Below are 12264 nucleotides of genomic sequence, written 5' to 3'. Positions count from 1 at the left end.
AACCATAAAATATTAGTGATTATACGATAAAAAAGCGGGAATCCTCCCGCTTTTTACGATTATCGACGTAAGCCTAGTTTGTTAATTAACTCACGGTAACGAGTTACGTCTTTATTACGTAGATACGTAAGAAGATTACGACGTCTACCTACCATTTTCAAAAGACCGCGACGTGAGTGGTGATCTTTCTTATGAGTACGTAAATGCTCGTTCAAGTTGTTAATTGATTCTGTTAGGACAGCGATCTGAACTTCTGGAGATCCAGTATCAGATTCGTGTGTTTTGAACTCATTAATTAATTGAGTTTTACGCTCTTGAGTAATAGCCATCCTGTTTCACCTCCAAATCATGTTAGCCCCATCTACCTCGCAACCGTCGGTGAAGTCGGCCTGCCAAGTAAGTGGTTTTAAAGCTACAGGAATAATCATACTAAAAATATGCTGAATTTGCAAATGGTAGAGCTGTTTTTCTATGATTTTTTTGTTTAATTTCGCTGATGTTGAAAAAACTGAATCGCTTCTTCTTTATCTTGTCTGATTTGAGCCGTTAACTCCTGGATTCCGTTAAATTTTTGCTCACTGCGAATGCGCTTGAACCACTGTAATTTAATCGGTTCACCATATATTTCTTCGTTAAAATCAAAGAGGTTTACTTCAATGGCAGGCTGATCAGGGCGTTTTTCATAAAAGGTTGGTTTATAGCCAACATTACAAACACCGTCATACACTTTGCCTTTCACTTCTGCTCTTACTGCATAAACCCCTGTTGGCGGAATGATATATTCAGCAGATAAACCGACATTCGCAGTCGGAAAGCCGATCGTCCGTCCTCGTTTATCACCATGAATGACAATACCGCGCAGCTGATAAGGTTTTCCTAAAAGCTCACTCACATATTCAACATCCCCATTTTTCAATGCAGAGCGTATGAGTGTTGAGCTGACTTTTCGGTCTTGATTGGACAACTTAGGAACGATGGTGGCTGTAATACGCCCTTTTCCGTACTCATCGAAGGTTTCCATTGTGCCTGCACCAAAACGGCCAAACGTAAAATCAAAACCAGCTACTGCGTGCTTTACATTCAGCTCATCTAAATATTGATCGACAAACTCTTGAGGAGATAACGCTGCAAAGCTTTCGCTGAACTGCACAATGTATAAATAGTCAGCGCCCAGCTGTTCGATGAAATCAATTTTATCCTCAAGCGGTGTAATTAAGTCCTTGGGTTCACGTGCTTTTTGCAAAACATGTGATGGGTGCGGATGAAAGGTCATGACCGCTAAAGCCAATCCTTCTTTTCTCGCAATGCTTTTTGCTGCGCCAATCACTTTTTGATGTCCGAGGTGAACACCGTCAAAATACCCTAAAGCCATAACAGACGGGTCTTGATCCTTTTGATTCAATGTATGTGGGTGTGAAATATGTATAGTCTTCACGAGATGGTCACCTTTTCTTTAAGATTGCTTGTCCTGAGATAAGATCTTCGCCGGCTTCATCAGATTCTGTTTGGTCGGGTGCTTCATATATATCGCCATACACCGGCCTGAAGGAGCAAAGACAGCGACACGATCTTCCTCTGCGAAATGAGCGAATTCATCAGGCATTGGCAGGACTGCACCGTTTTCCACTTTACTTGCTAATGTATCATTTATCTCCCATTTCGGCAAATGATTGAGCGCACGCTCGATCGGGACAAGGTGCTCATCTACTGTGCCTTCTTCGCTTATATCACGCAGCTCATCAAGGGTGATGCACTCATCTAGTGTAAAATCACCTGACCCTGTGCGTATGAGGTGTGACATGTGAGCTGGAAATCCTAGTTTCTTTCCAATATCAACTGCTAAGGTTCTAACATACGTTCCTTTTGAACATAAAACGGTAAATCTAAAAGATACTTTTCCGTTTTCAAATACAGCAGGTGTTGTCCGCTCGATACGGTGAATTGTAATCTCGCGGCTCGGCCGCTCAATTTCAATGCCTTCTCTCGCATATTCATAGAGCTTTTTCCCGCCAATTTTCACAGCAGAAAACATTGGAGGAGTTTGTTCAATGGTTCCTTGAAACTGTTTCAGCACAGCATCAATGTCTTCTTCTGAGATGGGGTTTTGCACCTTTTTTTCTTCTACGATCTCACCTGTTTGGTCTTCTGTCGTCGTAGAAAAGCCAATCGTGATTTCTGCATCATACGTTTTCGATTTATCTGTTAAATACTCAACGATTTTCGTCGCTCTTCCAATACAAATGGGCAGAACACCTGATACTTCTGGGTCGAGGGTTCCTGTATGTCCGACTTTTTTTGTGTGCAATATCTTTCTCACTTTGAACACACAGTCGTGAGAGGTCATTCCTCTTTCTTTATGTAATAAAAGAACACCATTTATCATCTGCGTTCTCTCCTTTCATAAACGATGAAAAAGGACAGACGATCATCGCCTATCCTTATTTCAACGTCTTATTCGTGATCTTTTGTGTTTAGTTCAGCAATCAGGCTTTCAATTCGGTTTCCGTAATCCACGGATTCATCGAATTCAAAGTGTAGTTCTGGTGTTTTGCGAAGTCTAATTCGATTGCCAATTTCAGAGCGGATATACCCTTTAGCCTTTGCTAGGCCTTTTAAGGTTTCCTCTCTTTTCTTCTCGTCGCCAAGAACAGAAATGTAGACTTTGGCAATTTGCAAATCACCGGTCACTTCGACATCGGTTACAGTCAAAAAGCCGATTCTTGGATCTTTCAGCTTTCTGCCAAGGATGTCGCCCAATTCTTTTTTCATTTGCTCACCCACACGGGTCGCTCTCATACTCATGATCTTATCACCTCTAATTAAAACCACTCAGTTTTCGTGATCGTTCGTTCAATTTCAGGAAAAGAATCAATAAAGCTTAATACACGCTGCAGTTCCTTTTCCACTTGAACCCGAGATGAAGAAATCACGGCGATTCCAATTGATGTACGCTGCCATGTATCCTGATAATCCATTTCAGCCATGGTCACATTGAATTTATGGCGCGTTCTTGTCAATATACGCTGAAGAACCGCACGTTTTTCCTTCAGTGAGGATGCATCATAGATGATACACTCACATTCGGTATAACCGATCATTTTCTTTCGATTTCTTGCATAACGAATGATTCCAGAACATCGCCTTCACGGATATCATTGTATTTCTTAATGGTAATACCACATTCATAGCCTTGTGAAACTTCTTTCACGTCATCTTTGAATCGTTTTAATACGTCGACTTCGCCTTCAAAAATGACGACGCCATCACGGATTAAGCGGATACCACTATCTCTTGTGATGGTTCCTTCAGTGACATAGCCACCAGCAATTGTACCGATTTTAGATACTTTGAACGTTTGACGAACTTCAACTTGACCAATGACTTTTTCTTCATATTCAGGGTCAAGCATCCCTTTCATCGCAGCTTCAATTTCATCGATGACTTTATAGATAATGCGGTGCAAGCGGATATCTACGTTTTCTGTTTCAGCTGTGCTCTTCGCATTTCCATCAGGACGTACGTTAAATCCGATCACGATCGCATTAGAAGCACTTGCTAAAATGATATCAGATTCTGTAATCGCTCCAACACCCGTATGGATAATTTTCACTTTTACGCCTTCTACTTCAATTTTTTGAAGAGCTGCCGTCAGTGCTTCAGCAGAACCTTGTACGTCTGCTTTCACGATCAGGTTGATATCTTTCACTTCGCCTTGTTTGATTTGCTCAAATAGGTCATCTAAAGATAATTTTGCTTTGTCTGAACGCTTTTCATCAAGCTGTTTTGAAGCACGCGCCTCACCCACTTGACGAGCTGTTTTTTCGTCTTTGAATACGAGGAACTGATCGCCCGCATTTGGTACATCATTTAAACCAGTGATTTCAACAGGTGTAGATGGTCCCGCTGTTTTCACACGGCGTCCAATGTCATTGACCATTGCTCGTACACGGCCAAATGTATTTCCAACAACGATTGGGTCACCTACTTGAAGTGTACCAGTTTGAACAAGAAGGGTTGCAACAGACCCTTTTCCTTTATCAAGCTCAGCCTCAATGACAGTTCCTTTAGCCGCACGATTTGGGTTGGCTTTCAGTTCTGCTACTTCGCTGACAAGAAGGATCATCTCGATCAATTCATCGATGCCTTCACCTGTTTTTGCAGATAGTGGAACGAAGATCGTTTCGCCGCCCCAAGCTTCTGGTACAAGGCCATGTTCAGTTAATTCCTGCATCACACGGTCAGGGTTAGCTGTTGGTTTGTCAATTTTATTGACAGCGACAACGATTGGTACCTCTGCCGCTTTCGCATGGTTAATGGCCTCAATCGTTTGCGGCATCACGCCATCATCTGCTGCAACAACTAGGATTGTTGTATCAGTTACCTCGGCACCACGTGCACGCATCGTTGTAAATGCTGCGTGTCCAGGGGTATCAAGGAACGTGATTTTCTTGCCGTTTTCTTCAATTTGGTATGCACCGATATGCTGCGTGATTCCACCAGCTTCGCCTTCAACGACTTTCGTTTTACGAATGCTGTCAAGAAGCGTTGTTTTCCCATGGTCAACGTGTCCCATGATCGTAACAACTGGAGGGCGTACTTGCATATCTTCTTCTTTATCTGCAACTTCATACTTTTCAAGTTCAGTTTCTTCTAAAATGATAACTTCCTCTACTGGAACGCCATATTCAGAAGCGATTAATTCAACTGTATCTTTATCAAGCTCTTGGTTAATAGTTGCCATAACACCAAGCATCATCAGCTTCTTAATGATTTCAGCTGATTCTTTTCCAAGCTCTTCGGCAAGCTGGCCAACTGTCATTGAATTTGTAAATTCAATTTTTTCAGGAAGCTCTTTTTTAGGCTTCACAGGTCTAGCTTGCTGATGCTGTGACTTGTTGCCACCGCGTTTGTTTTTGTTTTTGTTTTGGTTGTTGTTTTTTTTGTTTTTATTAAATTGATTATTCTGCACGTCATTCTTCTTTCTATCATTGATTTTGTTAGATGATTGGTTTTTTTGTTCTGCGGGTTTCTCGTTAGCTGTCTCTTTTGCTTTGGCTTTTTTATATTTAGCGTCTAGCTTTTTCACAATGTCGTCTTCAAGCGTCGCCATGTGGTTGTTCACTTCCACGTTCATATCCTTAAGCGCTGCTATAATATCTTTACTTGAAACATCTATGGCTTTTGCATATTCATATACTCTCACTTTAGCCATTCGTTCACCCCCAAATAAATTAATCGAGCAAGCTTATAAGCTTCTTAGCGAAGCCTTGGTCAGTGACAGCGACAACTACGCGAGCTTCTTTCCCAATAGAACGTCCGAGAACGGAACGGTCTTCAATTTTTCTAACCGGAACATTATAAAATTTGCATTTGTCAGATACCTTTTTCTCTGTGTTCGGTGAGGCATCTGCTGCAAGAAGAACCAGCTTAGCACGCGCATGTCTAACTTCTTTGATCACAAGATCTTCTCCTGACACGACTTTACGAGCTCGATTTGCTAGACCAAGCAAAGGATACCACTTAGAATCAGTCATTTGGTTTTTTCACCTTTTCAGCTAGTTCTAGTAATTCTTCAAATATGTGTTCGTCAATCTGTGTCTGAAATTGCTGTTGTAAACTGCGTTTGTTCTTTGCCGCAAGAATGGTTTCTTTATCGAGAGAAAGGTAAGCTCCGCGTCCGTTCTTTTTTCCGGTTGCGTCAACAGACACTTCACCTTCTTTAGAACGAACAACACGGATCAGTTCTTTCTTTGGTTTCATTTCTCCCGTCACGACACATTTTCTAAGCGGGATTTTTTTTCGGCTATTCACCTTTTACATCACCTCTTATTCGTCAGATTCCTCAGCTACTGGTTCAGCCTCTAAGAAAAGAGATTCAGAGTCTTCAGTTCTTGGGAAAATACCGAGTTCCCTTGCATCTGTTTCGCTTTTAATGTCAATTTTCCAGCTAGTCAGCTTTGCTGCAAGACGAGCATTTTGACCTCTTTTACCAATGGCTAACGACAGCTGATAATCAGGGACAATGACTGTTGTCGCCTTATCTTCTTCATTCACAATAACATCAAGTACTTTTGATGGACTTAATGCATTGGCAACAAATTCAACTGGGTCATTAGACCAATGGACAATGTCAATTTTTTCGCCTTTTAGCTCGTTGACAATTGCTTGTACACGCTGGCCTTTTGGACCAACACAAGAACCAACTGGGTCAACATCAGGATCATCAGTACGAACAGAGATTTTAGAACGGTCCCCAGCTTCTCTAGCAACCGATTTAAGCTCTACAGTACCATCATAAATTTCTGGCACTTCAATTTCAAATAAACGCTTTAATAGACCTGGATGTGTTCTAGACACATAAATTTGTGGTCCTTTTGTTGTTTTTTCGACTTTTGTAATAAACACCTTAATGCGGTCATGTGGTTTGTAGTCCTCATTTGGCATTTGTTCGTTGACCGGAAGAAGGGCTTCGATTTTGCCAAGTGACACGTAAATGAATTTACTGTCAATTCGCTGAACGATTCCCGTCATAATGTCTTCCTCGCGATCGATAAACTCAGTGTAGATCACACCTCGCTCTGCTTCTCTCACTCGCTGCGTCACCACTTGTTTCGCAGTCTGAGCTGCAATGCGTCCGAAATCTTTTGGCGTGACTTCAATTTCAACGACGTCACCTACCATGTAATTCGGGTTCATATTGGCTGCATCATCTACAGAGATTTCAAGGCGAGAATCATACACTTCATCTACAACATCTTTTCTTGCAAATACGCGAATTGTTCCCGTTTCGCGGTTTAAATCAACACGAACATTTTGCGCTTGATTAAAGTTACGCTTATATGCAGAAATGAGTGCAGCTTCTATCGCTTCAATAATAATTTCTTTACTAATACCCTTCTCTTTCTCGAGAACAGTCAGGGCATCTAACAACTCACTACTCATTTTTATGGTTCCCCCTTATATCAATGAAAAGGTTAATTGAACGAAACTGCTAATCTTGCGTTAGCTATTTTTTCGTATGGAATATTGATCTCTTTCTTTCTTGTCTTGATCTTCACTGTCACTGTTGCAATCTCACCATCAAAGCTTGTAAGCTCACCTTCAAACGCTTTTTCACCATCAATTGGTTCATATGTTTTCATGAAAACATTTTTTCCAAGTGCTTTTTCAAAATCAGCTTTTTTCTTTAATGGGCGCTCCGCTCCAGGAGAGGACACTTCAAGAAAGTAGTTTTGGCTAATCGGATCTGCCTCATCAAGCTTTTCGCTCAAGGCTTCGCTCACTTTGGCACATTCTTCGATATCGACGCCTTTATCAGAGTCAATAAACACGCGAAGGAACCAGTTTTGACCCTCTTTGACAAATTCAACATCAACGAGTTCAAGCTGTAAGCCATCTAAAATTGGCTGTACCATTTCGCTTACGACATCCACTACTTTTTTGCTCATTCTCTTCCTCCTTGTGCTTTCGATAAACGCTCTTATCAATCATTCTGCATAAAAACCCTGCTTTATGTGAGCAGGGGGAGCAGAAAACGGATGAATAATGTCGAGACAAAAATTGCCTGTTCAATACAAAAGAGCGGGTTTCCCCACTCTTGTCTCGGTAATCGTTAGCATTTCCATAAAAACTATACCATATCCAAATTTTTTATGCAAATGAAGTTCCTTATTCAGCAGGCATTCGCCATCAGTTCTTTTCGTTCATTCTTTTCGCATGTTCACTGATAAGTGCTGCCTCCCTGCTCCCTTTTATGATGCGGAAACCGTCATAATCGGGATAGAGCGAATCATCGTCCTGAATGCTTGTTAAAATCCAAAATTGACTGCCAGCCCCTCCGAGCCGCTCAACCGCTGACAGCCAGCTTTGGTATACGTCAGGACGTGCTGATTGATTTTGATAGCCAAACTCTTCTAACACAACTGGTTTTCCGATTGTCTTCCCGCGGGTGATATGGTCTTCGATCCATTTCACTCCCCAAGCAGCAGACTTGTTCCAGTGATCTGGGTACAGATGATAGGTTCCATAATCGATATTAGAGAGAGCTGTCAAACGGTCCCAATCGACGCCTTCTCCGCCTCTGTAAAACCAATCTTCGTGGCCTGGTATGCGAAAAAACCCTTCATCTCCTACTGCAACAAGATGGTGACGATCCAGCGATTTAATCCATGTACTCATTTCATCTGCCCATTTGACTAGTATATTACCCGTTGGATCTGACTGCACACGCGGCTCATTGGCCAATTCCCAAGTCATAATAGCTGGATCGTCCTTATATTGAACACCTGTGTACGTATTCGTTCTTTCTAAAACATAACGCACATAATTTTTGTAAGCATGTTGAATACGAGGATCTGTATAAAAGGCATCATGTGATCCTGCATTGAACCACTTTACGTATTGATTCATCCCGCCAAAGTCATCCCAATTGTTCACTAGCGGGATGACAAGCTTTATTCCTTCCTGTCCCGCTTTATAAATCGCATAATCTAGTTTTTGAAAACCCGATTCTTCATAGACCCCTGGACTAGATTGTAAAACGGAGTTTTCTTGAGGGGCCCCGTCGTGAAATCCCCAAATACGTAAGACCTTTAAATTCATTGCTTTCATATCATCGAACACTGCATCTACCATCTTTTTAGATTTGTAATGGAAATAGTAATTATTTGTACCAGCAAAGTAAAATGGTTGATTGTTCAGCGTAAATTGTGTACCAGATGTCTGCACATATGCGGCGGCTTTAATCGTAAGTGAAAACCAGCCGGCCCATATAGCGACCACAAGTATGAAGCAGGACACTCTTTGAGTCCATTTTTTCATTTACATTCTCCTCACAATCTATCCTTCTTCAGGTACAATCACATCGAGCCGAAGCGGTGTTTGTTCTTTTGAATCAAGTTCAATTGTCTGTTGTTTCAACAGTTTACTTTCTTTACCGATTCGAATTTCATATGTCCCGTGAAATGCTCGACATGTCACATTGCCATTAGCATCTGTTTTTTCAACTCTTTGTGTCGTCCACTCATTTAGAAGCTTTTCGTAACGTCTGCCTGCTTCATTTAAAGTCCAATCGTAATTTACGATGGCCGCATGCTCACCTCTCCAATGGGCACCTGCCCAAAATCCCCACATTAGCACTCCTTTTACGGCTGGATGACTAAATGCGACGCGATATAAAGCCTCTAGGTTATCCGCTCTTCTATTAGCGTCAGGGTGAACAGAGTCGTACTCTGTAACCCATATAGGAAGACCAAGCTCAGCAAGCACATCGAGCCTCTCTTTTACAATGACTGGATCGACCCGTTCTTCAAAATGTCCTTGAACACCAATCGCCTCAATAGGTGCGCCTAACTGACGCAGTTCATTGATATGTGCTTTATAAGCCTGGTGCTCACCATATGAGATCACATTATAATCATTCACAAACAATAGTGCTTGAGGGTCAATTTTTTTCGTTTCTTCATACATCCACTTCCAAATACTTTTCCCGAATCGGTCTTTAAAAAATGAACCATGCATCATTTCATTGTTTACATCCCAATGGCGGAATCTCCCTTTAAAATGATTGCCTGCATGCTCAAGCCGGTTTTTCATGGCTTCATACACTTCGTGATTCGGTAGTGACCTCAGCCAGCTTGGATTGGCCTCCTCTACCTCCCAAAATAAAGCGTGCCCCCTTACTGGAAGTTGATGTTTATCTGCAAAATTCAGCATCGCATCTGCTTTTTCGTAGGTGATTCTCCCTCTTTCCGGCTCATTCGCATACCATTTTGCCTCGTTTTCAAAAACAGCCCAATTAAAATGCTTCACAAAAAAATCGGCATATTGTTGATTAAATAACACTTGGTCATTCATCGCTGAACCAAATGCGAATTCATGCCTGATTTGCTTCAACTCAACCTCTATTCCTGCTATTGGCTTTTTATCGTGATTTGTGACGTTTATTTCAAGATCTCTTTGTCTATGCTCTGAGATTCGATCATTCGCCTCTTTTTTCCACATCAGATTGTTCTGCTCATTTTCGCCCTTGTTTATTGATTGATGAAGAAAGCTTCTTTCTTTGACCATGTAAACACACCCTTATTTTCACTGGATTTATATTTCTTAAACAAACTGCCGGCTCAAAGAAACCGGCAGCTTAAATTTCACCTGTTAGTTGATCAGACGATGATATTCTGCGTAGGCAGTGGCCATATCCACTTGTGACCAAAAACGATGATAAGTGAAAACCGGTGCCCCATTTTCCCATTTGCCTGTTGCTTCATTAAATGAAGACTGATATTTACTCTCGAGTGAAGACCATGCTGGATCTTGTTTAATGTTCGGACGAAGATCAGCAAAACTCGTATAGACCCCATTACCTCCTCGCTGCGGATCAGAAGGAATAGTGCTTGATCCAGGAATCTGATTCCCTTGACCAAATGTCCCGTTCCAACCATTTGGGAAATACACCTCTTTTTTAAAGAAGCGGTCATAGTCCTCTCTTTCTTCCTCTGTCACAATGCCCACGCCATCATTGTAATTCCACGCAACCTCAAGGAGCTGTGCGGCGGCATCTTTCGCTCTAACACCAAGCGCTGTATAATCCCCTGTTTCTAGCTTAGTGGCAGCAGCAAAGAATGTTAAAGCCTTGACGAGACTCCCTAGTACGCCCGTATCCTGAGTTGGATCTTTTGTGACAGCTGTTAAGTTTGGATTTCCTGTTGCAGACTGGAATCCATTCCAAGTGTCAGGCTGTCCGCTCCATGCAATATTTCCAGGAAGCCAAAACTCGCCAGGTGCACTCGTTGTGGCAACAGCAGCATTTGTTCCTCCTAGAATTCTTTGTCCTTGGTCATCTAAGAAATAACCCTCTTCATCCGACACAGGACGGCTGCCGATAAAAATGTAATCTAATGCATAGTCGACCCATTTTGTGATGCAAGATTTGGCCATTTGGACATTTTCAGATGTTTTGTCTCCGTCTTTCACAAAAATATAATAAAGCTCTGCTACGCGCTCCATCGGCCATGCCTGCATCCCGAACCAGTTATTAGAAGGCGGATCAAGATATACAGGTGCATCCTCATATGCCATATCATAAAAAGTACTTTTTCCCGCCGGATATGCACTATAGTCTCCATTCCAGCTATTGGTTGCGCCTCCTGCTATCGCTCCCTCTTTTGATTGAAGCCATACATAAAATTCAAGCTGCCTTTTTAATGTTTTTTCCCAATCGCTTGCACCGGTAGCGGAAGATGGCTTTAAACCACCATTGTCTGAGGACAAAGCATAAGCGGCGACAGGGTTTTGATACCCTTGGTGGCAGTGGCTCGCTCCGATACGCCATGACCAGTTTGCATAGTCGCCAAGTCCTCCGCCCCAAGAGGTATACCACGCCATTAAGTAATGACAGGCACCCTTTCCGTTTCCAGGGTACGGATTCCCTTGCTTGCCGCTTCCAATCGTTTGAAAATACTTATCGTACATACCGTAACGGAGAAAATCACCCATTTTTTTCGCTTTATCAAGATAGGTTGAATTATTGTAGCCGAGTTCCTTTGCCCAATACATCGCTTGTATTGCACGCGCATCAGCATCCGTCGCATTGGTATAGCGCCACTGAGCAGCTGGTACTTGGTTTTCTTTTGTGAACAAGCTCATAAAGCCTTCATTTGGCTTCCCAAAAGATTTATCATCTTGTGATGGATGTGGGATCGCCTCCCATACAGATTCCTGCGGCCCGCGCTGGAACGTATTCACATATGCGGCTGTATGTGATGGATTGAGCAAGTTCCCATATTTATACCAGTTATCGACATCAAGCAGCCAGTGCATTAAATACGTTTCATTCGTTCCATAGGTTGATTTCAATTCACCATCAATCGGATCTTGACCAGCAGCACGAGCTCCGCTCAGCTGACTAGGATATTGATCTGGATATGGTTTTTCCGCTGCGTATGTGGCTGGGCTAGAAGGATTGTAGGCGCTCATATGCGGCTGCTCATCATTTCCATCTTCATTTACTGGGATGATGTACTTCTCCATATTGTCCCAGGCTGCCTCTAATTTGCTCCAATCCCCTGTGTAATGTCCGTACAACACCTCTAGCCACAGCCAATAGCTATACGCTTCTGACGTTGTCATATGCCCATAATCAGGCGCTTCGCAAATAAGCGTCTCAATTGAATGATACGGAATTCCTTCTGATGAAAAATATCCATTCCCATCACTTTTAATTTGATGATAAAGCGTTAAAAACCGTTCTTTGTTTGACAAATCCTT

13 protein-coding genes are annotated in these 12264 nt (G+C 42.2%); all 13 read right to left on the bottom strand.

What is annotated here, in order from left to right; all coding sequences use genetic code 11:
• Positions 1–59: 59 nt before the first annotated feature.
• The gene (rpsO, locus tag MKY83_RS08595) at positions 60–329 is read right to left on the bottom strand and encodes a 30S ribosomal protein S15 (protein WP_008354438.1); all 270 of its coding nucleotides are present in this window, start codon (positions 327–329) and stop codon (positions 60–62) included.
• Positions 330–484: 155 nt separating this feature from the next.
• Positions 485–1435: a bifunctional riboflavin kinase/FAD synthetase gene (gene ribF / locus MKY83_RS08590; RefSeq protein WP_106067479.1), complete on the bottom strand. Its 951-nt coding sequence runs from the start codon at positions 1433–1435 to the stop codon at positions 485–487.
• 18 nt (positions 1436–1453) lie between these two features.
• Positions 1454–2383 (bottom strand): tRNA pseudouridine(55) synthase TruB, encoded by a 930-nt coding sequence (truB, locus tag MKY83_RS08585; protein ID WP_106067478.1) that lies wholly within the window; start codon positions 2381–2383, stop codon positions 1454–1456.
• 68 nt (positions 2384–2451) lie between these two features.
• Positions 2452–2802 (bottom strand): 30S ribosome-binding factor RbfA, encoded by a 351-nt coding sequence (gene rbfA / locus MKY83_RS08580; protein WP_003210803.1) that lies wholly within the window; start codon positions 2800–2802, stop codon positions 2452–2454.
• A 17-nt stretch (positions 2803–2819) separates the two neighbouring features.
• The gene (locus MKY83_RS08575; RefSeq protein ID WP_012009994.1) at positions 2820–3098 is read right to left on the bottom strand and encodes a DUF503 domain-containing protein; all 279 of its coding nucleotides are present in this window, start codon (positions 3096–3098) and stop codon (positions 2820–2822) included.
• Complete coding sequence (gene infB / locus MKY83_RS08570) at positions 3095–5212, bottom strand: translation initiation factor IF-2 (RefSeq protein ID WP_106067477.1); 2118 nt, start codon at positions 5210–5212, stop codon at positions 3095–3097. The genes MKY83_RS08575 and infB overlap by 4 nt, the downstream gene beginning before the upstream one ends.
• Positions 5213–5231: 19 nt before the next feature.
• A complete protein-coding gene (locus MKY83_RS08565; protein WP_034619894.1) occupies positions 5232–5534 on the bottom strand; it encodes a YlxQ family RNA-binding protein in 303 nt (100 codons plus the stop codon).
• Complete coding sequence (locus MKY83_RS08560; protein ID WP_003210758.1) at positions 5527–5811, bottom strand: YlxR family protein; 285 nt, start codon at positions 5809–5811, stop codon at positions 5527–5529. Before MKY83_RS08560 ends, MKY83_RS08565 begins: the two co-directional genes overlap by 8 nt.
• Positions 5812–5826: 15 nt before the next feature.
• Complete coding sequence (gene nusA / locus MKY83_RS08555) at positions 5827–6942, bottom strand: transcription termination factor NusA (protein WP_003211013.1); 1116 nt, start codon at positions 6940–6942, stop codon at positions 5827–5829.
• Between the two features lie 32 nt (positions 6943–6974).
• Positions 6975–7448, bottom strand: coding sequence for a ribosome maturation factor RimP (gene rimP, locus MKY83_RS08550; protein WP_003211398.1), 474 nt, complete (start codon positions 7446–7448; stop codon positions 6975–6977).
• A gap of 241 nt (positions 7449–7689) precedes the next feature.
• Positions 7690–8820 (bottom strand): cellulase family glycosylhydrolase, encoded by a 1131-nt coding sequence (locus MKY83_RS08545; protein ID WP_106067475.1) that lies wholly within the window; start codon positions 8818–8820, stop codon positions 7690–7692.
• An 18-nt stretch (positions 8821–8838) separates the two neighbouring features.
• Positions 8839–10068: an endo-1,4-beta-xylanase gene (locus MKY83_RS08540; protein ID WP_106067474.1), complete on the bottom strand. Its 1230-nt coding sequence runs from the start codon at positions 10066–10068 to the stop codon at positions 8839–8841.
• Between the two features lie 84 nt (positions 10069–10152).
• On the bottom strand, positions 10153–12258 hold the full coding sequence (locus tag MKY83_RS08535) for a glycoside hydrolase family 48 protein (protein ID WP_065097295.1): 2106 nt from the start codon (positions 12256–12258) through the stop codon (positions 10153–10155).
• Between the last annotated feature and the right edge of the window lie 6 nt (positions 12259–12264).

It is taken from the genome of Bacillus sp. FSL M8-0266 (genome assembly GCF_038613425.1).
GTDB lineage: Bacteria > Bacillota > Bacilli > Bacillales > Bacillaceae > Bacillus > Bacillus pumilus.
The sequence above is the reverse complement of the archived record's forward strand: the minus strand, read 5'-3'. Positions and strand labels throughout refer to the sequence as shown.